General features: G+C 42.9%; 24 protein-coding genes. 13 read left to right on the top strand and 11 right to left on the bottom strand.

Annotated features, from left to right (window positions below; all coding sequences use genetic code 11):
• Nucleotides 1-2: 2 nt before the first annotated feature.
• Genes PQO05_RS09130 through fucP form a run of 3 tightly spaced genes read right to left on the bottom strand, consistent with a single transcriptional unit; the run spans nucleotide 3 to nucleotide 3,279 of the window.
• Nucleotides 3-1,667 (bottom strand): UxaA family hydrolase, encoded by a 1,665-nt coding sequence (locus PQO05_RS09130; protein WP_273632406.1) that lies wholly within the window; start codon nucleotides 1,665-1,667, stop codon nucleotides 3-5.
• An 11-nt stretch (nucleotides 1,668-1,678) separates the two neighbouring features.
• On the bottom strand, nucleotides 1,679-2,008 hold the full coding sequence (locus tag PQO05_RS09135) for an L-rhamnose mutarotase (RefSeq protein ID WP_273632408.1): 330 nt from the start codon (nucleotides 2,006-2,008) through the stop codon (nucleotides 1,679-1,681).
• Nucleotides 2,005-3,279, bottom strand: coding sequence for an L-fucose:H+ symporter permease (gene fucP, locus PQO05_RS09140; protein WP_273632409.1), 1,275 nt, complete (start codon nucleotides 3,277-3,279; stop codon nucleotides 2,005-2,007). Before fucP ends, PQO05_RS09135 begins: the two co-directional genes overlap by 4 nt.
• A gap of 162 nt (nucleotides 3,280-3,441) precedes the next feature.
• Between fucP and PQO05_RS09145 the strand changes: the two genes are divergently transcribed.
• Nucleotides 3,442-4,311, top strand: coding sequence for an AraC family transcriptional regulator (locus PQO05_RS09145; protein WP_273632411.1), 870 nt, complete (start codon nucleotides 3,442-3,444; stop codon nucleotides 4,309-4,311).
• A gap of 47 nt (nucleotides 4,312-4,358) precedes the next feature.
• Here the strand turns inward: PQO05_RS09145 and PQO05_RS09150 are convergent, their stop codons facing one another.
• Nucleotides 4,359-4,823 (bottom strand): Lrp/AsnC family transcriptional regulator, encoded by a 465-nt coding sequence (locus PQO05_RS09150; protein ID WP_273632413.1) that lies wholly within the window; start codon nucleotides 4,821-4,823, stop codon nucleotides 4,359-4,361.
• A gap of 162 nt (nucleotides 4,824-4,985) precedes the next feature.
• On the opposite strand from PQO05_RS09150, the gene PQO05_RS09155 reads away from it, so the two are divergent.
• The 4 genes from PQO05_RS09155 to PQO05_RS09170 are packed head-to-tail and all read left to right on the top strand — an operon-like array spanning nucleotide 4,986 to nucleotide 8,312.
• Nucleotides 4,986-6,041, top strand: coding sequence for a PLP-dependent cysteine synthase family protein (locus PQO05_RS09155; RefSeq protein ID WP_273632415.1), 1,056 nt, complete (start codon nucleotides 4,986-4,988; stop codon nucleotides 6,039-6,041).
• A gap of 20 nt (nucleotides 6,042-6,061) precedes the next feature.
• On the top strand, nucleotides 6,062-6,508 hold the full coding sequence (locus PQO05_RS09160) for a protein-disulfide reductase DsbD domain-containing protein (RefSeq protein ID WP_273632416.1): 447 nt from the start codon (nucleotides 6,062-6,064) through the stop codon (nucleotides 6,506-6,508).
• Nucleotides 6,509-6,562: 54 nt separating this feature from the next.
• Nucleotides 6,563-8,188 (top strand): protein-disulfide reductase DsbD family protein, encoded by a 1,626-nt coding sequence (locus PQO05_RS09165; protein WP_273632417.1) that lies wholly within the window; start codon nucleotides 6,563-6,565, stop codon nucleotides 8,186-8,188.
• Nucleotides 8,175-8,312, top strand: a complete 138-nt coding sequence (locus PQO05_RS09170) for a hypothetical protein (protein WP_273632419.1) — start codon at nucleotides 8,175-8,177, stop codon at nucleotides 8,310-8,312. Before PQO05_RS09165 ends, PQO05_RS09170 begins: the two co-directional genes overlap by 14 nt.
• A gap of 114 nt (nucleotides 8,313-8,426) precedes the next feature.
• Here PQO05_RS09170 and PQO05_RS09175 read toward each other — a convergent pair whose 3' ends face one another.
• The 3 genes from PQO05_RS09175 to PQO05_RS09185 all read right to left on the bottom strand — a co-directional run bounded on the left by PQO05_RS09175 (nucleotide 8,427) and on the right by PQO05_RS09185 (nucleotide 10,370).
• Complete coding sequence (locus PQO05_RS09175; RefSeq protein ID WP_273632421.1) at nucleotides 8,427-9,182, bottom strand: DoxX family protein; 756 nt, start codon at nucleotides 9,180-9,182, stop codon at nucleotides 8,427-8,429.
• Nucleotides 9,183-9,378: 196 nt separating this feature from the next.
• The gene (locus PQO05_RS09180; protein WP_273632422.1) at nucleotides 9,379-9,975 is read right to left on the bottom strand and encodes a short chain dehydrogenase; all 597 of its coding nucleotides are present in this window, start codon (nucleotides 9,973-9,975) and stop codon (nucleotides 9,379-9,381) included.
• 8 nt (nucleotides 9,976-9,983) lie between these two features.
• Nucleotides 9,984-10,370, bottom strand: coding sequence for a carboxymuconolactone decarboxylase family protein (locus PQO05_RS09185; protein WP_273632423.1), 387 nt, complete (start codon nucleotides 10,368-10,370; stop codon nucleotides 9,984-9,986).
• 100 nt (nucleotides 10,371-10,470) lie between these two features.
• On the opposite strand from PQO05_RS09185, the gene PQO05_RS09190 reads away from it, so the two are divergent.
• The gene (locus tag PQO05_RS09190; protein ID WP_273632424.1) at nucleotides 10,471-10,818 is read left to right on the top strand and encodes a winged helix-turn-helix transcriptional regulator; all 348 of its coding nucleotides are present in this window, start codon (nucleotides 10,471-10,473) and stop codon (nucleotides 10,816-10,818) included.
• Nucleotides 10,819-11,095: 277 nt separating this feature from the next.
• Here PQO05_RS09190 and ychF read toward each other — a convergent pair whose 3' ends face one another.
• On the bottom strand, nucleotides 11,096-12,193 hold the full coding sequence (gene ychF / locus PQO05_RS09195) for a redox-regulated ATPase YchF (protein WP_273632425.1): 1,098 nt from the start codon (nucleotides 12,191-12,193) through the stop codon (nucleotides 11,096-11,098).
• Nucleotides 12,194-12,429: 236 nt separating this feature from the next.
• On the opposite strand from ychF, the gene mgtE reads away from it, so the two are divergent.
• Both mgtE and PQO05_RS09205 read left to right on the top strand, forming a co-directional pair.
• Nucleotides 12,430-13,791, top strand: coding sequence for a magnesium transporter (gene mgtE, locus PQO05_RS09200; RefSeq protein WP_273632426.1), 1,362 nt, complete (start codon nucleotides 12,430-12,432; stop codon nucleotides 13,789-13,791).
• 59 nt (nucleotides 13,792-13,850) lie between these two features.
• Nucleotides 13,851-14,333, top strand: a complete 483-nt coding sequence (locus tag PQO05_RS09205; protein WP_273632427.1) for a DUF5362 family protein — start codon at nucleotides 13,851-13,853, stop codon at nucleotides 14,331-14,333.
• A gap of 70 nt (nucleotides 14,334-14,403) precedes the next feature.
• Here PQO05_RS09205 and PQO05_RS09210 read toward each other — a convergent pair whose 3' ends face one another.
• Entirely contained in the window at nucleotides 14,404-14,730 is a 327-nt protein-coding gene (locus tag PQO05_RS09210) for a DUF3276 family protein (RefSeq protein WP_273632428.1), read from the bottom strand.
• A 267-nt stretch (nucleotides 14,731-14,997) separates the two neighbouring features.
• On the opposite strand from PQO05_RS09210, the gene PQO05_RS09215 reads away from it, so the two are divergent.
• On the top strand, nucleotides 14,998-15,210 hold the full coding sequence (locus PQO05_RS09215; protein WP_273632429.1) for a cold-shock protein: 213 nt from the start codon (nucleotides 14,998-15,000) through the stop codon (nucleotides 15,208-15,210).
• Here the strand turns inward: PQO05_RS09215 and PQO05_RS09220 are convergent, their stop codons facing one another.
• Together PQO05_RS09220 and PQO05_RS09225 are read right to left on the bottom strand one after the other, a co-directional pair.
• A complete protein-coding gene (locus PQO05_RS09220) occupies nucleotides 15,211-16,158 on the bottom strand; it encodes a carbon-nitrogen hydrolase family protein (protein ID WP_273632430.1) in 948 nt (315 codons plus the stop codon).
• Nucleotides 16,159-17,943: an ABC transporter ATP-binding protein gene (locus PQO05_RS09225; RefSeq protein WP_273632432.1), complete on the bottom strand. Its 1,785-nt coding sequence runs from the start codon at nucleotides 17,941-17,943 to the stop codon at nucleotides 16,159-16,161. It abuts the gene before it with no gap.
• 275 nt (nucleotides 17,944-18,218) lie between these two features.
• On the opposite strand from PQO05_RS09225, the gene PQO05_RS09230 reads away from it, so the two are divergent.
• The 4 genes from PQO05_RS09230 to yajC are packed head-to-tail and all read left to right on the top strand — an operon-like array spanning nucleotide 18,219 to nucleotide 21,085.
• Nucleotides 18,219-19,307 (top strand): Glu/Leu/Phe/Val family dehydrogenase, encoded by a 1,089-nt coding sequence (locus tag PQO05_RS09230; RefSeq protein WP_273632433.1) that lies wholly within the window; start codon nucleotides 18,219-18,221, stop codon nucleotides 19,305-19,307.
• Nucleotides 19,308-19,345: 38 nt separating this feature from the next.
• The gene (nusB, locus tag PQO05_RS09235) at nucleotides 19,346-20,293 is read left to right on the top strand and encodes a transcription antitermination factor NusB (RefSeq protein WP_273632434.1); all 948 of its coding nucleotides are present in this window, start codon (nucleotides 19,346-19,348) and stop codon (nucleotides 20,291-20,293) included.
• Nucleotides 20,294-20,300: 7 nt separating this feature from the next.
• The gene (locus PQO05_RS09240; protein ID WP_273632435.1) at nucleotides 20,301-20,747 is read left to right on the top strand and encodes a DUF1573 domain-containing protein; all 447 of its coding nucleotides are present in this window, start codon (nucleotides 20,301-20,303) and stop codon (nucleotides 20,745-20,747) included.
• Nucleotides 20,748-20,755: 8 nt separating this feature from the next.
• Nucleotides 20,756-21,085, top strand: a complete 330-nt coding sequence (gene yajC / locus PQO05_RS09245) for a preprotein translocase subunit YajC (RefSeq protein ID WP_273632436.1) — start codon at nucleotides 20,756-20,758, stop codon at nucleotides 21,083-21,085.
• Nucleotides 21,086-21,108 lie beyond the last annotated feature (23 nt).

The following is a 21,108-nucleotide window of genomic DNA, read 5'->3' on the forward strand; positions in this document are numbered from 1 at the left end:
GATTATAATGAAACGCCTCTTTTCCATGGTATAAAATCATCCTGACCCAGTTTTTCTGCTTTTGTTCTGTGCTTAACGCTGGCCAGTTCAATTACATAATCCAGCATACGGTATGCAGCCTCTGCAATAGTTTCCTCACCCTCAATAATGGTTCCGCAGTTAATATCAATAATATCCGGCATTTTTTGGTAAAGCTTAGTATTGGTCGAGATTTTTACCACCGGGGTTATCGGGTTACCTGTGGGTGTGCCAAGCCCGGTTGTAAACAAAACAATGTTGGCACCGGCAGCTACTTCGGCAGTGGTACTTTCAATATCGCTGCCGGGGGTACACAGTAAATTGAGCCCCGGTTTGGTTACCTTTTCGGGGTAATCCAGCACATCGGTAACAGGGGAGGTGCCGCCTTTTTTGGCTGCACCGGCAGATTTAATAGCATCGGTAATTAACCCGTCCTTAATATTGCCGGGCGATGGGTTGGCGTAAAAACCAGAACCATCGGCCACTGCACGGGCGTTATAGGTGGTCATAAGCTCCATAAAGCGGGAAGCGGTAGCCTCATCTACACAACGGTCGCTCAACTCTTGTTCAACGCCGCATAGTTCCGGAAACTCGGCTAAAACCACACTGCCGCCCATCGTAACTAACATGTCTGACAAGTAGCCCAACGCAGGGTTGGCAGAGATTCCCGAAAAGCCATCAGAGCCGCCGCACTCCAGCCCAATGCATAGTTTGGATAGTGGGGCAGGTATTCTTTCGTGTTGATCAGCTTCAATAAGCCCCACAAAGGTGCGCTTTAAGGCTTCGTGCAGCATGGCAGTTTCGGTGCCTGATTGTTGTTGCTCTAACACGACCAGTGGTTTGCTGAATGCCGGGTCACGTTTCATGATTTCGGCTTGCAAAATGCTGGCCTGTGCATGCTGGCAACCCAAACTTAGCACCGTTGCGCCTGCCACGTTAGGATGGGTAATATAACCGGCAAGCAAGCCGCACAAGGCATCAGAATCTGTCCTGGTGCCACCACAGCCCATATCGTGGTTGATGAATTTTATACCATCGATGTTCTTGAATAAGCGGTGTGCCGTATCGTTTTCGGGAGAGAGCTCAAGATCCGCCCGGAGTATTTCTTCAACGCTTTTACCGGCCTGGTACATATCGATCAGGCTATCTACTTCGCTTTCGTATCCCCGGGGTTTAGTGAAACCAAGTTTGGCCGAAAGCGCCTCCTTCATTACATTAATATTTCTGTTCTCACAAAACACCAATGGGATTACCAGCCAGTAATTGGCCGTACCTACCGAGCCATCTGCCCGGTGATAGCCCATAAATTTGCGGTTTTCAAAAGCGCTTACATCCGGCTTATGCCAGGCTGTTTTACGGCTGCCCATTTTAAAATCACTTGCAGCGTGCACAATATTATTTACCGTAACAGCGCCGCCTTGTACAATGGGGGCAGAGGCTTTGCCCACCAATACGCCATACATGTGGATAGGAGCACCCGGCTGTAATTCGGTTACAGTAAACTTGTGCTTGGCGGCCACATTTTCTGCCAATGCAAACTGCTGCCCATCGAAGTTAATTAAGGTACCCGCAGGCAGGTCTTGCAGTGCAACCAGTACATTGTCGGTTGGGTGAATTTGTATATAGGTATGTCTCGTATTTGCTGACATATTTTTGGGTATTAAAGCTTAAAAATCTGCTCCATCAACATCCACTTTTCGCCCGGATTGGCGTTGGGTAATGCTTGCTGATATTGCCACATTAGTTTCTCCCATTCTTGCACCTTGCTGTTAACCTCGTCGGCAGCGGCCTTTTTTTCAAAGCTGAAATCATCATTTACGTCCATGATCATAAATAGACGGTTTGTAATGCGGTATATTTCCATACTTTCTATCCCCGCATCTTTAATGCTTTTGATGATCTCGGGCCAAACTGCTTTGTGTCGTTCTTCATACACAGCAATTAAGCGGGGATCGTCTTTTAAATCCAGGGCTAAGCAATATCTTTTCATAGGGTTTGGCTAAGCTGGGTAACATTTACTCTTTGATGTCCTTTAAGGCCATAGTATAGCACCACACAAAAGCAAATTAATGGTACGATATAAGCGTTTTGGATACTGCCTGTTCGATCAGAAATTACGCCCATCAGCAAAGGTGCTGCCGCCCCGCCAATGATAGACATCACCAGGAATGATGCACCTATCTTAGCCTCATTCCCCAGTCCGTTTATACCCAAAGCAAAAATGGTGGGATACATGATCGACATAAAAAACGGTACAGCAATTACGGCATATAAGGCCGTTTGATTGGAAGCATTAAGAGCGATTAATAGTAATGTGATATTAATAGCTGCATAAATGCTGAGCAGTACCGACGGTTTTACATAACGCATTAAAAAGGTGCCGATAAAGCGCCCTGCCATAAAACCAACCATGGCAATGCCACCCCATAAAAAGGCTGCTTGTTTCTCATTTACCCCCGCCACATATTTGGCATAGCGTATAAAAAAACTGCCAACCCCCACCTGCGCACCCACATAAAAAAACTGTGCGATTACCGACCACCTGAAATGGGAATGACGCAGCACCTTAACGGAGAAATCTGTTGCGGGCGAGTGCAGGTCATCTGGATCAGCGTTTACCTCGGGAATCTTAGTGATCACAAACAGGATGATGAGTAAAGTAACGGCCACGCCAATAATTAAATAGGGCATTTTAACAGTATCGGCTTCTGATTGCAGGTAGCTGGTGAATTGATGCTGACTCATTAGTTTTAATTGGGCCGGTGTATGCTCGATACCTGTTAATATAAATTTGCCGCCAATAATGGGTGCGATAAAAGAGCCTAAACCATTAAAAGATTGTGCCATATTAAGCCTTTGTGCCGATGTGGCTTTATCTCCCAAAAAAGTGATATATGGGTTCGCTACAGCCTCTAAAAAGGTAGCCCCGCTGGCAATAACAAATAACCCGAATAAAAAGAAAGGATAGCTGCGTGTTGAAGCCGCGGGGATAAATAAAAATGCCCCGGTAGCATATAATATCAGGCCGATGATAATGCCCTTTTTGTAGCCGTAACGGTGCATAAACAACCCTGCCGGCACCGCTATGATAAAATATGCCAGGTAAACTGATAGATCTATAAACGAGGATTGGGTATCATTAAGCTGGCAGGCCTTTTTTAAATGCGGGATTAGTATTGGATTAATATTGTGAAGAAACGCCCATAAAAAAAACAGGGACGTAACCAATATTAATGGGAAAAGGTATTTGCTTTTCAGCATGGCTTTTTAGGATAATTGGTAAACAAATTAATTGAATATAATCTGTTAAAAAATTGCTAATATGCGCCAATGATTAAGCGATATTGTCCTTTTAGTAAGATGATTTTCAAACTCATGGCATTATCGTTGAACTTTAAGTGCCAGCAACGATCTATCCAATAAATGAAACCACAGTTATTAAAAGTTGCCAAAGATTTAACCCATTCTTTCAGTGCCAGAAGGGATTGCCAGCCTGATGTTAATAACAGGTGGCATTATCATTCGGAACTCGAACTGATCTATTTCAAAAAAGGGCATGGCATCCAATACATTGGCGACAGGATAAGCCCTTTCTCTGAGGGAGACGTGATACTGGTGGGCTCTAATTTACCGCATTACTGGCAGTTTGATGCCAGTTATTTTAAGAAGGAAACAGGGGCAGTGGTTGATGTAGGTGTTGTGCACTTTGAGAAGGAGTTTTGGGGGACGAAGTTTTTAGATCTGCCGGAAAACAAAACGATAAAAAGCACGATAGATCACGCCAAACGTGGGATCCAGATCACAGGATCTGGGGGACATATCATTGGCGAAAAAATTCAGAGGATTATCAGCACAGAAGGCGAACGGAAGCTAATGTTGTTGATGGATGTGCTGCTGGATATTGCCGAATCGACAGATCGTTCATTCATCGCTTCTGTGGGGTTTCATCATAATTTCCCGGATGGTGAAAAAGACCGGATCAACGCGATTTACAATTATGCGCTAACTAATTATAAACGGCAAATTACCCTGTGCGAAATTGCTGCCGTTGCTAATATCAGCCCTGGCGCTTTCTGTAAATATTTTAAAGCAAAGAGCAGGAAAACATTTTCGAACTTCATTAATGAAATCAGGATCAGTAACGCCTGTAAACTATTAATGGAAAATGAACTACCGGTAAAAGAGATCTGTTATGAAAGTGGCTTCAGCAATTTTACAAGCTTTCATAAATATTTTAAATACTTCACCGGCACAAGCCCGATGCAATACCATAAGTCTGGCAGCAAGTGCTAATACTTTTATTTCATAGCCAATAATCCCATGCTGCACCAGTACCTATTCTATAGCGGGTAGGCAGTATCACTTTTAGTTTCTGAAAGCACGAAAAAGCTTTGTACCGTAGTAATATTAGGCAGTGTTGCCAGTTTGTTCCGGTAAAAATCGTGGTATGCATCCATGTCGCTGGTTGCAATTCTTAAAATAAAGTCGAAGGTGCCGGTCATCTGGAAACATTCCATCACTTCCGGAAATTTGGAGACTTCGCGCTCAAAGGCGGCCAGGGTATCTGCTGCGTGATCATTTAAAAGAACCTGGCTAAAGGCAATCAGGCTTTTATTGATCTTTTTGCGATTGAGGATGCTTACGGTACGTAAAATGTAACCCTGCTCTTTTAAGCGTTTAATGCGTTCATGAATAGTCGCTATAGATTTATGCAGCTTAAAGGAAATTTCCTTATTTGTTAAAGTCGCGTCTTGCTGAAGCAGTTTAAGAATCTCTATATCTGTGGGGTCGAGCTCGTTGGTCATAAGTGAAAAAAGATATGGTTACACACTGGTTCTGTAAGCTAATCCATAAATACTGATATAAAAATACAATTATTCCGTAATATTTATGGAATATAACGTAATGATTGTATTAAATATCGGTTATGCGCAGCTTTGTTTCATAAATTTATTAACGTGGAGACAATGGAATTAGCTTGTATAAGCACAGAATTGAAAAGCAAATTCGATAACCTGTGGCACATGGTTGGCAATACACCCATGCTGCAATTAAATTATACATACAAAGGCAAACCCGGCAGCATTTATGTTAAATGCGAACATTATAACCTTACCGGTAGCGTTAAAGACCGTATGGCGCTTTACATCATGTATCAAGCGTATAAAAACAACCGCATTAAACCCAATGATATCATTGTTGAAGCCACAAGTGGTAATACAGGCATCGCGTTTTCGGCCATAGGCAAGGCATTGGGCCACGAAGTAATTATTATGATGCCCGATTGGCTGAGTAAAGAGCGCAAGGATATTATTACAAGCCTGGGTGCTAAAATCCATTTGGTGAGTAAGCAGGAGGGTGGCTTTTTAGGTAGTATTGCCCTGGCCGAGCGTATGGTTGATACATCGGACCAGTACTTTTTGCCGCGCCAGTTTGAGAACCAATATAATGCCGAAGCGCATGAGTTGACTACCGGCCCCGAAATATGGCAACAACTAAAAAGTAAAGGCCTTAAGCCGGATGCTTTTGTTGCCGGTGTTGGCACAGGAGGTACCGTAATGGGTGTGGGTAGATACTTAAAATCTCAGGACCCATCCATTAAAATCCATCCTTTAGAGCCTGCTGAATCACCAACATTAACCACCGGGCACAAGGTTGGCAGCCATCGCATACAAGGTATCTCTGATGAGTTTATCCCTGTTATTATGAAACTGAATGATGTGGACGAAGTAATACAGGCTAATGATGGCGACGCTATTATTATGGCGCAAATGCTGGCCCGCGAGTTAGGTTTGGCTGTTGGCATATCATCCGGCGCAAATGTGATTGGCGCTATTAAGATGAAAGAACAACTGGGTGATGATGCGGTAGTAGTAACCATACTATCAGACAGTAATAAAAAGTACCTGAGCACAGACCTGGTGAAGGAAGAACCGGTTAAGCCCGGTTATATATCAACCGATGTTGTACTGACAGATTATTTCCCTATTTCGCGTTTAACACAACCTATTATTATTGATTAACCATATCCAAAACCATATACATGAAAAAGCTATTAATTGCAGCCATCGTTCTTCTATTTGCAATCAACACACAAGCACAAATTTTAACCCCTGTAAAATGGAGCTATGCCGCTAAAAAGGTAAGCGCTACAGAGGCTGTAGTATTTTTTAAGGCTACAATTGATGAAGGCTGGCACGTTTACTCACAAACCGTAAAAGATGGCGGCCCGGTAAAAACAACTATTACATTTACCCCATCAAAAGAGTACACACTTGATGGCGCTACTGCTGAGCCAACCCCGGTAACCCGTTTCGAGAAAGCCTTTAGCATGAATGTGAGCTTTTTTGAGCACTCGGTTATCTTTCAACAAAAAATTAAGCTGAAAGCCGGACAAACCGTTGTGAAAGGTCAGTTAGAATATATGACCTGTAACGACCACCAGTGCCTGCCACCGGATGATGTTGATTTTAGCATCCCTGTTAAATAATTCGTAAGCCTCCATATCATCGTGCAACATATTAAAAAGATAAGCCTCGTGGTTATGTTAATCATAGGCTTTCTGTTACCCCTTACCCCGGCAACAGCACAGGATACCGTGTCGACCGCGGGTGTTGAATTTAGCCCTGCGCCTGAAACTACACCGACAGCTACCGCTACTGTAAAAACAGAAAAATCGAAAGATGCCGTTGTAAAACCCGTTGCTCAGCCTGCACAAAAGCACGCGCAGCAAACGCTTTTAGCTATCTTTCTGGCCGGTTTTTTAGGCGGGTTGGCGGCTTTGCTAATGCCATGTATATTCCCAATGCTGCCGCTTACTGTAAGTTATTTTACCAAAAAGGCGCATAATAAAGCACAGGCCATTAAAGCGGCTTCGTTATATGGTATTAGCATTATGGTTATTTACGTAGTGCTGGGGCTAATTATCACGATAATTTTTGGTGCCGATGCCTTAAACAGCCTGTCGACCAATGGCGTTTTTAACTTTTTCTTCTTCCTGTTACTGGTATTGTTTGCCGCGTCATTTTTGGGTGCATTCGAAATTACTTTACCAAGCTCATGGGTAAATAAGATGGATGAGAAGTCGGACAAAGGCGGTTTAGCGGGCATCTTTTTTATGGCGGCTACATTGTCGCTGGTTTCATTCTCCTGTACAGGGCCAATTATTGGTACCTTATTAGTGCAAGCCGCTACCACAGGTGCCTTGCTTGGTCCGGCCATCGGCATGTTGGGTTTCTCATTTGCGTTAGCTATTCCGTTTGCCTTGTTTGCTATGTTTCCAAGCTGGTTAAATGCTTTGCCTAAATCGGGCGGTTGGCTTAATAGTGTAAAAGTGGTACTGGGCTTCCTGGAGCTTGCTTTTTCATTGAAGTTTTTAAGCAATGTAGATCTGGCTTATCACTGGCATTGGTTCGATCGCGAATTGTTCCTGTCGCTATGGATCGTCATTTTTACCTTGATGGGTTTATACCTGCTGGGCAAACTTACGTTTAATCATGATAGTCCGGTTGCTCATATCTCTGTAGTGCGCTTGTTTATGGCCATTATTATATTGTCATTCTCTATGTATATGATACCGGGTTTGTGGGGAGCGCCGCTTAAATCAATCAGTGCTTTTCTGCCGCCGCAATCAACCCAGGATTTTGATCTGTCTACATTGGGTAGCGGTAGTGTTGCTGTTAGTAATAATACAGATACTACGCCCCATAAATATGCAGACCTGTTTGATAAGCCCAAAGGCTTTAACCCATATTTTGATTATGACGAAGGCCTGGCTTACGCAAAAAAAATGCACAAGCCCGTAGTGGTTGATTTTACCGGCCATGCCTGCGTAAACTGCCGTAAAATGGAAGCCAGCGTGTGGACAGATAAACAGGTTTATCAAAGAATCAATCAGGATTATGTATTGATTCAATTATATGTTGATGATAAAACAGAGCTGCCTGCTGCAGAGCAAGCAGTAACCAAAGAAGGCCGCACCATTAAAACGATTGGCAATAAGTGGAGCTACCTGCAAACATCCAGGTTTCAGGCCAATTCGCAGCCTTTTTATGTGCTGTTAGATCCCAATAAGGAAACACCATTGGTTAGCCCGCAAGGGGCCGATTTTGATCCTGTTAGCTATTTGAGCTACCTGGATAGCGGATTAAAGGCCTATGGCGCTTTATAATCAGTTAATTATTAAAATAATTACTTTGGTGATGATGCTGGTTGGCATCATCGCCATATATGTAATAGTGCGGATGCTCGTTAACCGTTGTAATGGTAGAGATGATCTTGACGGGCTATTATAAAAATCTTCAATCGTTCTTCAGTCAGTTTGTTTAGTTAAGTTTTATAGAAATAGCGCCTTTGAAGTGGGCGCTTTTTTTGTGGCAATGTATAGTGGCTTAAGGTTTAGCCCATCTCTAATATTTAATAGGTTTAAATACCTGTATTGCCATAAGAAATGCACCGCCGCTAATGGCAATATTTAGCATACAGGCTGTCCATACGCCACCGGCTTGCAGCGTAAAATTGAGCAGCGGTAAATAATACAGCAGGGTAAGCAGCAATAAAAAACAACCCAAAAATGTGCTTGAAATCAAAACGTTCCATCGGGCTATAATGCAGGCGCAGGTTAGTATAATAATAGCGCCAACTATATCATCAATGATATTAAAGGCAGGCAGGTTGGGTGATATTCTGGCCGTAACAAAGTCTATATGCACAAAATGCTGACAGCCCAGGGCAAATACAGCAATGGCGAAAATTATACGCCCGATATTGGCTGCCTTTAGGTTGCCGGTTAGCATCAGGGCCGCCGCCATTAACGAAACATCTTGTATGGCGCGTGTCCAGCTGGTATCTACATGCGGTTTCATGATCAGCGAGGGGATATGGATCATCAGTATAAAAATGCCTAGCATTGCTGCTAATAACCAGGCCCCCCAATGGGTTTTAATATTGATGATAAAGCTAACACCGGCAGCCATCATTGATAGTGCAGTAAGGTATACCCAGAAAATGTGTACAGGCATATAAGGAGGTACAAGCGTGGCTACAAAGCCAGCGTAGATAAAATGCTCGATCCCAAATACAATCCAGGAGATGGCAAAAAGGTATTGGCCCAGTTTAATTGTTGCATCCGGCCATTTGGCCGAAGAGCTTGTACTGCTAATCATGAATTTGAAGGTTACGGGTTAAGTATTCCAAATTTATGTGTACACTATTATGCTGCTTATAAATACCGTATTATGCAGGTTGTTTACCCACATAATACGGTATTTTAATAATAAACCCATTTGGTATATGGCAACGCTACATTAATGGGTAGTAAACGGTTGTTAGTATTAATCACCCGAAAATATAGTACTGTATTTAATGCACCTTAATGGTTTGGCCGGTTTGCCCGCCTAAAACGCTTTTTAAATAAGCCTGTTTTACGCTTTCCATAGTAACAGGTGTGTGGCCGGGGAAGTAGGGGAAGAAATCGGGCGAGTCTTCTACCACATTGGGACTTACCACGTTAATGCGCACACCATTTTTAAGTTCGATAGCAGCAGCTTTAACAAACGAATTAAGGGCACCGTTAACGGCGCTTAAATTAGCCGTTAGCAATACGGGGTCATCTGATACAATGCCTGATGTTAATGTAAACGAACCCCCTGCACTAATAAAATGCTGCCCGATAAGCACGAGGTTGACTTGCCCCATTAACTTATTGTCGATACCCTTCCTAAAATCAGTATCTGTCATCGTATTTAGAGGCCCAAAATGCCCGTGTCCAGTGGTGCTGATAAGTGCATCGAAAGATTTTACCTTTTCAAAAAAGCCTTGTATCGAAGCCGGAGATGTAATGTTCAGTTGCAAATCGCCGCTTTTTGAGCCTGCGGTAATAACTTCATGGTCTTGCTGTAAAGCCCTGGTTACAGGCCTGCCCAAAGTGCCTGATGCGCCAATAATAATTATTTTCATGGTAACGATTAATTATGTTGTTGAAATACTTCTTTAGCATGGCTCAGCGCATTGCTTACTGCTGCCCCGCCTGCATAAAAGGTCATCTGTAAAATAACTTCTACTATTTGTTGTTTGCTTGCACCCAATTTTAATGCGGCATCTATATGCGCTTTTAATTGTGGCACCGTGTGGCCAAGTGTGGTGCATGAGGCTATCAGCAAATACTCGCGGGTAAGCAAATCAAGACCCGGGCGCGCCATAATTCCCTGCATGGCCCATTCAATGGTCATGTCAACAAAATCGGGGCAAATATCTTTGAGGTTATTTACCAATTGCTCGCCGGCCTGCCCGCCGTGTAACTGGTTTAATAGGGCTAATCCTTTTTCGTAGGTTTCTGATTTATTGTTTTCCATAGCGTTTTTTTTACCAAAGCTATGGGCTAACTTTGCCTTTGTCAAGTAGTTACCCTTTTGTCAAGTATTGACAAATTTGTCACTATTGTTAATCTACAGTATGTTAGCAACAGAAAAAATAGAAAAAAAATATGATGCCGCTGCCGATTGCCCCATTGCGGCTACCATAGATGTAATAGGCGGTAAATGGAAACCGATTATAATTTGGCTACTCATCCAGGACACCAAACGGTTTGGCGAACTGCACAAATTTATCCCCGGTATAGCACTAAAGGTTTTATCGAGGCACCTTAAAGAGATGGAAGCCGACGGCATTATCATCCGGCAGGCATTTGCAGAAGTGCCGCCACGGGTAGAGTATTCCCTTACTGAAAAAGGACGGTCGCTAACGGCCATTATGCAGGCCCTGGCTGTATGGAGTAATGATAATATACTGGGAAAGGAATAGAGATATAGAGACAAGAGGCGAGAAACAAGAGACAAGACTGCTGGGTTATTTCGAATATCGAATGTTCAAATTCGAATTTATAAACACCTTTTGTCATTTCGACGATAGGAGAAATCTTCTGCGATTAACAAGCTCATAATATAGGGCGAAGAAGATCCTTCGCTAACGCTCTGGATGACAAAAATCTATTAAACATTCAACAAAAAATCCCGGTACACAGCTTAGTTCTGCATACCGGGATTCTTAGTTCTTGTCTCTCGTTTCTTGCTTCTAAAAGCTATACGTTAAAACGGAAGTGCATAATGTCGCCATCCTGCACAATGTAGGTTTTACCCTCAACACCCATTTTGCCGGCTTCCTTACAAGCAGCTTCAGAGCCATAAGTCACGAAGTCGTTGTATTTAATAACCTCAGCGCGGATAAACCCTTTCTCAAAATCCGTGTGGATTACGCCTGCTGCCTGTGGTGCTGTAAAGCCCTGAGTAATAGTCCAGGCGCGTACTTCCTGTACACCTGCGGTAAAGTAAGTACTCAGGTTTAACAGTTGGTAAGCAGCCTTAATCAGCTTGTTTACACCCGATTCTTCCAGGCCTAAATCATCTAAAAACATCTGGCGCTCTTCGTAAGTTTCCAGTTGGGCAATTTCAGATTCGATCTGGGCCGAGATGATCAGCACGCGTGCGTTTTCGTCCTTAACTGCTTCTTTAACCTTCTCCACGTAAGCGTTACCGGTATTAACCGATTTTTCTTCTACGTTACAAACGTACATTACCGGCTTAGCGGTAAGCAACCAAAGATCTTCGATCACATCCTGATCTTCTAAAGCAACCGGCGCAGTACGGGCAGATTTACCGGCCAGTAAATGGTTCTTGTAGATGTTTAAAAGATCCTGCGCACGTTTAGCATCCTTGTCGCCAACCTTAGCAGCTTTATCTACCTTTTGCAGTTTCTTCTCTACCGAATCCAGATCTTTCAATTGCAGTTCGGTATCAATAATTTCTTTATCGCGGATAGGGTCAACAGAACCATCTACGTGTATTACGTTATCATCATCAAAGCAACGCAGAACGTGTATAATGGCGTTAGTGGCACGGATGTTACCCAAAAACTGGTTACCCAAACCTTCGCCTTTGCTGGCACCTTTAACAAGGCCTGCAATGTCAACAATTTCGATAACGTTAGGCACTATACGCTGCGGATTTACCAGTTCGGCCAGCTTGGTAAGGCGCTCATCTGGTACGGTAATTACGCCCACGTTTGGCTCAATGGTACAAAACGGAAAGTTAGCCGCCTGTGCCTTTGCATTTGATAAACAGTTAAAAAGTGTCGATTTGCCCACGTTTGGTAAACCGACTATACCACATTGTAAACCCATTTTATTTCTTAGTTATTAGTGTATTGAGTTAATGGTGTATTGGTTATCTGTTATTTATCAACTGGTTTTATAAAGCGATTTAATAACTTAATAACCCAGTAACTCAATAACCACCACTCCGCCCAAAAATCCCGCAAAGATAACATAAAATTCATCGTGATAATTTGAAAAAATAAACGACTTTTGCCACCGTTAGCAGTTTAGTAAATACACCAATGTAAAAAGGAGTTACCGGTATGGAAGAAATGGTTGAGCAAGTAGAAGCGTTGCTGGAGCAAGGTGATGTAAACCAGTTACAGGATTATTTGAATAACCTCAACATATCGGATGTTGAACAGTTGATAGATGAGCTGCCCGAACACGCAGCCATGTTTCTGGAAACCCTTTCGTTAAACCGTGCGGTTAATGTATTCCGCATCCTGGATTTCCCTACGCAGGAACGCATCATCAAAAAACTTTCGGGTAAAAAGATCGCCGAGCTGATCAACGAGCTGCCACCCGATGACCGTACCGCATTTTTTGGGGAACTGCATGGCGATACGGTAAAAAGTTTGATCCTTCACCTGCCGCCTAACGACCGTAAAGAAGCGCTTTCGCTCTTGGGTTATAAAGAAGATAGCGTTGGCCGCTTAATGACGCCCGATTATATTGCCGTTAGAAAAACCTGGGACGTGCAACGGGTGCTGAACCACATCCGCAGGTTTGGTAAGAATTCGGAGACCATTGATGTTATTTATGTAATTGATGATAACGGTGTTTTGCTGGATGATATCAGGATCCGCGAGATCTTATTAGTAGTGCCCGAAACCAAGATCATCGACCTGATGGATAGCCGCCTGATTGCGCTGAATGTGAATGACCCACAGGAGGAAGCGATCAATATATTCAGGATGAATAACCGGGTGGCATTGCCGGTAACCGATAATGATAATATTTTGCTGGGTATTGTTACCGTTGATGATATCCTTTGGATTGCTAACGAAGAATATACCGAAGACATTCAAAAAATAGGTGGTACTGAAGCCCTCGACGAACCTTACCTCGATATACCCTTACTTAGATTGGTTAAGAAACGCGTAGGATGGCTCATTATCTTATTCTTAAGCGAAATGCTTACCGCTACTGCCATGGGCTTTTTCGAAGGCGCTATTGAAAAGGCAGTTGTGCTGGCATTGTTTATTCCGTTGATTATATCGAGCGGTGGTAATAGCGGTTCACAGGCTTCTACGCTGATTATACAGGCCATGGCCCTGGGTGAAGTTACCGTACGCGACTGGTGGCGCGTAATGCGCCGCGAACTGGTATCTGGCTTAATGCTAGGGGCCACGCTGGGTACCATAGGTTTCTTCCGTATCTATATCTGGACGATGTTTAGTAACGTTTACGGTCCGCATTGGATACTGGTTGGATTGACCGTAGGCATTGCGTTAGTGGGTATCGTACTTTGGGGCTCATTGGCCGGTTCTATGTTGCCGCTGGCTTTAAAGCGTTTAGGCTTAGACCCTGCAACCTCATCTGCGCCATTTGTAGCCACGTTGGTGGATGTTACCGGGCTAATCATTTACTTCTCGATAGCAGTTGTAATAATGCGGATATAATCTTGCCCGTTTCCTGCTGTTTTATATCTTTAAGCTTAAACTCTTAAACACAATTAAACATGGAAGAAACGGTTATTCACGAAGAAAACCCACACAAGTCAGATCCCCGCGATTTAGTACTAACACCCGAAGCTCAATACTATCTTAATGACGGTGCCGGCTGGGCTAAATTTTTAGGTATTATGGGATTTATAGGCTGTGGGTTCATCCTTATTATTGCGCTCTCAATGGGAGCCATTCTTGGCATGACTGCAAGATTATCACCCAACCCTGCAGGCATCCCATCCGGATTAGGAGGTGTGTTCGGCTTTATTTATGCGCTTTTAGCTTTGCTTTATTTCTTTCCGTCCTTATACATTTATAAGTTTGGTACAGGTGCAAAAAAAGGGATTCTAATGCGCGAATCTGCCGATATTACTGTCGCAATATCTAAACTTAAATCATTCTTAAAGTTTTGGGGGGTGCTTATGATCATCGGTCTGGCATTTAGTGTACTGGGGTTCCTTAGTATGCTAACAGCGTTAAGCCATCTTTCGCATTAAACTAAATACTAACAACAAAAAAGCCCTGCTCGTTTACCGGGCAGGGCTTTTATATGAGTAGTGATTGTTTTTATATTTCGAAAGAGAAATCTTCATCGGCAGTTTTAGCAACTTCAACATCGCCAAACTCATAACGTTTTTCAACAACTTCCTGGTGAGATTTAATATAGTCGACAGTGGTTTTAAGGCCTTCCGCAAATTTTTCAAAATCTTCTTTGTATAAAAAAATCTTGTGTTTAACAAAAACGCCATCTTCGAGGCGCTTTTTACTTTCAGTTACGGTAATATAGTAATCGTTAGATCGTGTTGCCTTAACATCAAAAAAATAAGTTCGTTTACCCGCCCTTACCTTTTTTGAGAAAACCTCTTCCCGCTCTCTATTGTCAAAATCTCCCATGTTTTAAAGTGTTGTTATTAGTTTGATTGGCATAAATATAAATAAATTTTCAAACTGCAAGTAATATTTAAAATATTGTTGAAGATTTTTAAAACAATTTCAAAAAACTAAATTCACGAATTGCTTCTTGGGCATCCGTAAAGGTTTATTTAATTAATATTTAAGTAAAGCGCTTAAGTTATATTGCAAGTATTATTTGATATTATTTGAATGTGTAACAGTAAAAACGACAGTTAATAATAAATAGATTTTTAATCAAAACTAAATATGGCAACAGGTAAAGTAAAATGGTTTAACAATGCTAAAGGCTTTGGCTTTATTACCCCGCACGATGGCAGCGAAGATGTTTATGCACATCATTCACAAATCAGGATTCCGGGAGTTAAGGTATTGAAAGAAAGGCAGGAGGTATCTTACGATCTTATTACTACAGCCAAAGGCAAAGAGGCTGCCAATATTACGGTTGTTATCCTGGCGTAATTATTGGGTTGACGAACTATCAACTTTTATGGTTTCGGGCTGCTTGTTTACGCTGTAATTAAATACATCGGGGCGGGCATAGTGGCCAACGCAATCAAAGTCGAGCTTGCTTTTGGCTAATACTTCGAAATCCAGTTCGGCAGTTAATAAGCCTTCCTCATTCCACAATGGCCCGGCTAAAACTTCGCCCATGGGAGAAATAATTACACTGCCACCTGCGCTCATCATCTCGGGCTCGTTGGCTAATTCGGCCTGGTAGCGTTCGGGATAGTCGGATTTTTTAACAATCTGGTTGCAAGCCAATACAAAACAGCGGCCTTCCAGAGCGATGTGTTGCATGGTAGCCTGCCAGGCCGGGCGGGCATCGGCAGTAGGTGCAAGGTAAATCTCCACACCTTTACTGTACATGCTCATTCGGGCCAACGGCATATAGTTTTCCCAGCAGATGAGGCCACCAATGATACCCAGGTCAGTATCCAATGTGGTGAGTGTTGTGCCATCGCTTTCGCCCCATATAAAGCGTTCTAAACCGGTTGGTTTTAATTTGCGGTGTTTGCCTAATAAGGCACCGTTTTTACCGAAATACAACAGGCTGCAATGTAATGAGCCGCCAATTTTCTCTTTCTCGGTAACACCAAGTGCCACCATCAGGTCAGCTTTTTTTACGGCTTCGCTAATGGTCTTTAAATGATCTGAAGTTACATCGAGGCTATTGTTCCAGTAATCCAGCCATACTTCGCGGCCATGGTCGGTACGTTTGCCAATTACGGCGTCGAAGCTTAGTCCGCGTGGGTAGCAGGGGATAAATGATTCGGGGAAAAGTAAAAGTTCGCAGCCAGCCTGTGCGCCTTTTTCAATCCAATCGCAAACAATGTCAATCGTTTTGTCGATATCAAACAGGGCAGGGGTGGCTTGTACTACGCCAACTTTTACTTTTTTCAGTTCCATTTAAGCGTTCTCCTGTTCTTCTAAAAGTTGTTTTTCGTACAGGTCGAAGTAAGCTCCACGTTGCTCCATCAAAAAGTCGTGGGTACCACGCTCAATAATTTCACCCTGGTCCATCACTAATATCTGGTCAGCATTTTTAATGGTCGATATTCGGTGGGCTATAATAATGCTGGTTTTGCCATTCATAATCTGCCCCATGTTGTTCAATATTTCTTCTTCGGTACGGGTGTCAACGGCAGAGAGGCAATCGTCAAAAATCAAAATCTGCGGCTGCTTAAAAATAGCACGGGCGATAGATACACGCTGCTTTTGTCCGCCAGATAGGGTAATGCCCCGTTCGCCAATCATGGTATCGAAGCCTTCCTCAAACTCAATAATATTATTGTAAACCGCTGCATCTTTTGCCGCCTGCTCAACACGCGGCTGGTCCATCACATCGGCACTAAAAGCAATGTTACGGCCAATGGTGTCTGAGAAGAGGAAAACTTCCTGCGGCACAAATCCAACCTGCGAACGGTAATTCTCCAGGTCGATCTGATTAACTGCTTTATCGTCGATAATAATATGGCCTTTATCAACATCATACATCCGCATAATTAAATTGGCAATGGTTGATTTACCTGAACCGGTACGGCCAATAATCGCCACCATTTCGCCCGGGTTGGCGGTGAATGAAATTGACTTTAACGCTTGTATGCCAGTCTCCGGGTAAGTGAAGGATACATTATCAAACACAATTTGCCCGCTTATATGGTGTGGTGGACCGGTAGAAATAATGTCTGATTTTTCATGCAGAAACTCATTGATGCGCTTTTGCGAAGCTGCCGCACGCTGTATTAACGAAGTAACCCAACCCAGTGCAATAACCGGGAAGGTAAGCTGATTGAGGTACACAATAAACTCGGCGATGTTGCCGGGGGTAACTGTACCCTTCATTACCTCAACACCGCCCACATAAATAATAATGATATTACTGATACCGATAAGCAACAACATGAGCGGGTAAAACAAAGCCTGAACCTTTACCAAGGCCATAGAATGTGTTTTATAACTGTTACTCTCGGCGGTAAAGCTATCGCGGATAAAATCCTCCCGAACGTATGATTTAATTACCCTGATGCCCGAAAATGTGACCTGCACAAAGCTGGATAGCGCTGATAAGCGCTCCTGGATCTTCTCGCTCCGGAAGTTAATGATGTTGTTTACATAGTAAATTACGAATATCAATATAGGCAGCGGCAATACAGAAAATAACGTTAGTCGCAAATTAACGGTAAGCATCATGCCCACGGTTAATACAAAAACCGCTAGTGTATTGGCGGTATACATAATGCCCGGACCAAGGTACATCCGCACCCGGCTTACATCTTCAGTGGCGCGGTTCATTAAATCGCCGGTGCTGTGGCGGCGGTAAAAAGCTAAAGAAAGCGCCTGGTAATGTTGGTAGATCAGGTTTTTAAGATCATACTCAATATGCCTCGACATCAGGATCAATGTCTGCCGCATAAAAAACAGAAACATACCCCGCAATAAGGCCAGTACCAATACCAGTACACCAAACAAGAGCAGGCTGGAGCCGAAGATGTCGTAAATCACATCCTGCTTACCAAAGCCAGAGTACAGACGGTATATGGCAATATTTTCGGTAACCAAATCAAAGGCCACACGGATAACCTGCGCAGGCAGCACACCAAAAACGTTGGATATAATTACAAACAAAATACCCGGCACAAAGTACCAGCGGTATTTGATAAAGAATTTATTGAGGTAGAAGAGATCTTTCATTTATTAGTCCGTAAGTCGGGGAAGTCCGTAAGTCCGAAAGCAGGAGATCACCCGAAAGCCAAAGGTACATGATTAGTAAGAAGTCCGAAAGTCTGTGAGTCGGAAAGTCCGAAAAATGGATTTACTTAGCTATAAAATACGGTGGCCATAGTTCATTAGGCTACTTCATGGATATTTCTTCCCGACTTCCGGACTTTCCGACTTCCGGACTAATAAGTTTGCTGCAATGAAAAAAACCGCTACTTTTGCAAAGAACTTATTCACCACCGAACGCAATGTTATCTACGGATGCTACTCCTAATACCCTGTTTGACCTTCTGAATGAGTTCGGTCATCAAAAGGTTGTTTTTTGCAATGATCCCGATACCGGCCTAAAAGCCATTATCGCCATACACAATACCACGCTTGGCCCTGCTTTGGGCGGCACGCGTATGTGGGCATACAAAACAGAAAACGATGCTTTGAAGGATGTTTTGCGCCTTTCTAAAGCACATACCTACAAGGCAGCTATTTCTGGTTTAAACATTGGGGGCGGCTGTGCAGTAATTATCGGCGACCCACGTAAAGATAAATCAGAAGCTTTAATGCGCAGGTTTGGGCGCTTTATTACCAACCTTAACGGTGAGTTTATCACTGCCGAAGATATGGGCACCAACCCTAAGGATATGGAATATATCCGTATGGAAACCAAGCATGTTACCGGTTTGCCGGAAAGTATGGGCGGTAGCGGCGATCCAACTCCTATAGCAGCTAAAGGTGTGTTTATGGGGATTAAAGCTTCGGTTAAAGAGCTTTATGGTAACGATTCGCTGGCAGGCCGTTCTGTAATAGTGCAGGGGATAGGCCACGTGGGCGAAAACCTGGTAAAACTGCTTCGCGAGGAGAATACAAAGGTTTACATCAGCGATATTAACGAGGAGCGCGTAATACAGATAGCTAAAAAATACGGTGCACAGGCAGTAGCCAACCACAGTATTTTTGATTTAAGCGCTGATATTTATGCACCATGCGCACTGGGTGGTACGGTTAATACCAGTACCATTGCCAAGTTGAAGTGTGCTATCATAGCAGGTTCGGCAAATAATCAGCTCGAGGATGAAACCATTCACGGCAATATGTTGTTGGAGAAGGGCATTTTGTACGCGCCGGATTATGTGATTAACGCAGGTGGCTTAATGAACTGCTATTCGGAACTGATGGGTTTCAGCAAACAACGCACGCTGCAGCTTACCGAAAACATTTACGAGGCTACGCGCAACATATTAAAACTATCGAAAGCCGAAAGCATAAGCACTATTGAAGCTGCCAACAAAATAGCCGAAAAGCGCATAACTGATATTAGAAAAATCAAATCGTCATATTAAATACAAAACCGGGCTTTGCCCAAAATCGTTCTTATTAAATGTTAAACAGAAGGCACCTTAGGGTAAAAGTATTACAGGCATTATATGCCTACTACCAAACAGACAAAGCAGACCTCAAGCTTCACGAAAAGGGTTTGTTACAGAGTATTGATAAAGTTTACGAGATGTACATCTGGATGCTATCGCTTATTGCCGAAGTGGCAAACCATGCGATAACAGATGCAGAAGAACGCGCTAATAAATACCTGCCCACGGCAGAAGATCTGAAACCAAATCTTAAAATTACCGAAAACCGTTTCCTTACTTCGCTGGCGCAAAACGGCGATTATATGGCCGGTGTAAAACGCTATAAAGTATCATGGGATTTTGATCCCGAGCTTTCTAAAGCTTTATTTACCATCCTTAAAAACTCGCCTGAGTATGCCGAGTATTTAGAATTTAAGGACGATACCATCCAGACAGATAAAGACATTATCAAGTTCATCTTCAAAAAGGTGATCCTGAAATCATCTCTGGCCGAGCAGGTATTTGAAGATAAATTTATTGTTTGGCCGGTTGACAGGGACGTATTGCAGGCCCTTATCGCCAAAACCTTCAAAAACTTCTCGTACGATGAGCCTTCTAAAAACCGTTTGGCAGAAGTTACCGGTAACTGGGAAGAAGACCGCGATTTTATTGTGAACCTGTTTGAGCAAACCATCCGTCACAACGATCAGTACCAGGAGCTGATTGGCGCTAAAACCCAAAATTGGGAGCCGGAGCGTATTGCTATGATGGATACGCTTTTAATGAAGATGGCCATTGCCGAATTTATTAACTTTGCTTCTGTACCGGTTAAGGTAACCATAAACGAGTACCTGGAGATAGCCAAGGAGTTTAGCACGCCAAAAAGTAATTCGTTTATAAACGGTATATTGGACAAGATTTTATTTGAACTTAAAGCCGAAAACAAGATCCGTAAAACCGGAAGAGGATTAATTGAATAATAAGAAAATGAAAAAAGTTTTTTTAGGCCTGATAGCAATTGCCGTATTGGCATCATGCAATTCAGCTAATTCAAACAATAAGTCTGCTGACAGCACAGCAGCTAAAACTGCAAACGTACCTGCGGGGGATTTACCAGTTATGAAGTTTGAGCGTGATACCCACGACTTTGGCAAAATTAAAGGGGGCGACCTGGTACATTACGACTTTAAATTTACCAACACCGGTAAATCGCCGTTAATTATTACCAATGCAACTGCAACATGCGGTTGTACCAAACCAGAGTTCCCTAAAACACCTGTTGCACCCGGTGCATCGGATGTAATTAAGGTAACCTTTAACAGCACCGGTAAAATGGGTTTACAGGATAAACAAATTACTGTTACAGCCAACACTAATCCAACCGAAACCAGGGTACACCTGGTAGGTGAAGTTACCAATCCATCAAGTAATTAATTTATAAAATGATAGCAACAATTCTATTACAAGCTGCAGGCGGTGGTTTAGGTAGCATGGGTTCACTGATCCCAATGGTACTGATCATCGTGGTATTCTATTTCTTTATGATCCGCCCGCAGATGAAAAAGCAAAAAGATCAAAAAAAATATGTTGACGAGCTGAAAAAAGGCGACAAGGTAATTACTACAGCCGGTATACACGGTAAAATTGCCGAAATTGGCGATACAACCTTTACAATTGAAGTTGACAACGGTGTTAAAATACGTTTCGATAAATCATCTATATCATTAGATGCATCAAAAGCGTTAAATACAACATCGGTAGTAAAAGCATAATTAAAAGCTTTTTTATATAAGAT

It is taken from the genome of Mucilaginibacter jinjuensis (genome assembly GCF_028596025.1).
Classification (GTDB): Bacteria; Bacteroidota; Bacteroidia; order Sphingobacteriales; family Sphingobacteriaceae; genus Mucilaginibacter; species Mucilaginibacter jinjuensis.

Excerpts from the sequence above, each read along its gene's own strand:
- PQO05_RS09130 (WP_273632406.1), bottom strand. The coding sequence starts at position 1,667 with ATGTCAGCAAATACGAGACATACCTATATACAAATTCACCCAACCGAC.
- PQO05_RS09135 (WP_273632408.1), bottom strand. The coding sequence starts at position 2,008 with ATGAAAAGATATTGCTTAGCCCTGGATTTAAAAGACGATCCCCGCTTA.
- fucP (WP_273632409.1), bottom strand. The coding sequence starts at position 3,279 with ATGCTGAAAAGCAAATACCTTTTCCCATTAATATTGGTTACGTCCCTG.
- PQO05_RS09145 (WP_273632411.1), top strand. The coding sequence starts at position 3,442 with ATGAAACCACAGTTATTAAAAGTTGCCAAAGATTTAACCCATTCTTTC.
- PQO05_RS09150 (WP_273632413.1), bottom strand. The coding sequence starts at position 4,823 with ATGACCAACGAGCTCGACCCCACAGATATAGAGATTCTTAAACTGCTT.
- PQO05_RS09155 (WP_273632415.1), top strand. The coding sequence starts at position 4,986 with ATGGAATTAGCTTGTATAAGCACAGAATTGAAAAGCAAATTCGATAAC.
- PQO05_RS09160 (WP_273632416.1), top strand. The coding sequence starts at position 6,062 with ATGAAAAAGCTATTAATTGCAGCCATCGTTCTTCTATTTGCAATCAAC.
- PQO05_RS09165 (WP_273632417.1), top strand. The coding sequence starts at position 6,563 with ATGTTAATCATAGGCTTTCTGTTACCCCTTACCCCGGCAACAGCACAG.
- PQO05_RS09170 (WP_273632419.1), top strand. The coding sequence starts at position 8,175 with ATGGCGCTTTATAATCAGTTAATTATTAAAATAATTACTTTGGTGATG.
- PQO05_RS09175 (WP_273632421.1), bottom strand. The coding sequence starts at position 9,182 with ATGATTAGCAGTACAAGCTCTTCGGCCAAATGGCCGGATGCAACAATT.
- PQO05_RS09180 (WP_273632422.1), bottom strand. The coding sequence starts at position 9,975 with ATGAAAATAATTATTATTGGCGCATCAGGCACTTTGGGCAGGCCTGTA.
- PQO05_RS09185 (WP_273632423.1), bottom strand. The coding sequence starts at position 10,370 with ATGGAAAACAATAAATCAGAAACCTACGAAAAAGGATTAGCCCTATTA.
- PQO05_RS09190 (WP_273632424.1), top strand. The coding sequence starts at position 10,471 with ATGTTAGCAACAGAAAAAATAGAAAAAAAATATGATGCCGCTGCCGAT.
- ychF (WP_273632425.1), bottom strand. The coding sequence starts at position 12,193 with ATGGGTTTACAATGTGGTATAGTCGGTTTACCAAACGTGGGCAAATCG.
- mgtE (WP_273632426.1), top strand. The coding sequence starts at position 12,430 with ATGGAAGAAATGGTTGAGCAAGTAGAAGCGTTGCTGGAGCAAGGTGAT.
- PQO05_RS09205 (WP_273632427.1), top strand. The coding sequence starts at position 13,851 with ATGGAAGAAACGGTTATTCACGAAGAAAACCCACACAAGTCAGATCCC.
- PQO05_RS09210 (WP_273632428.1), bottom strand. The coding sequence starts at position 14,730 with ATGGGAGATTTTGACAATAGAGAGCGGGAAGAGGTTTTCTCAAAAAAG.
- PQO05_RS09215 (WP_273632429.1), top strand. The coding sequence starts at position 14,998 with ATGGCAACAGGTAAAGTAAAATGGTTTAACAATGCTAAAGGCTTTGGC.
- PQO05_RS09220 (WP_273632430.1), bottom strand. The coding sequence starts at position 16,158 with ATGGAACTGAAAAAAGTAAAAGTTGGCGTAGTACAAGCCACCCCTGCC.
- PQO05_RS09225 (WP_273632432.1), bottom strand. The coding sequence starts at position 17,943 with ATGAAAGATCTCTTCTACCTCAATAAATTCTTTATCAAATACCGCTGG.
- PQO05_RS09230 (WP_273632433.1), top strand. The coding sequence starts at position 18,219 with ATGTTATCTACGGATGCTACTCCTAATACCCTGTTTGACCTTCTGAAT.
- nusB (WP_273632434.1), top strand. The coding sequence starts at position 19,346 with ATGTTAAACAGAAGGCACCTTAGGGTAAAAGTATTACAGGCATTATAT.
- PQO05_RS09240 (WP_273632435.1), top strand. The coding sequence starts at position 20,301 with ATGAAAAAAGTTTTTTTAGGCCTGATAGCAATTGCCGTATTGGCATCA.
- yajC (WP_273632436.1), top strand. The coding sequence starts at position 20,756 with ATGATAGCAACAATTCTATTACAAGCTGCAGGCGGTGGTTTAGGTAGC.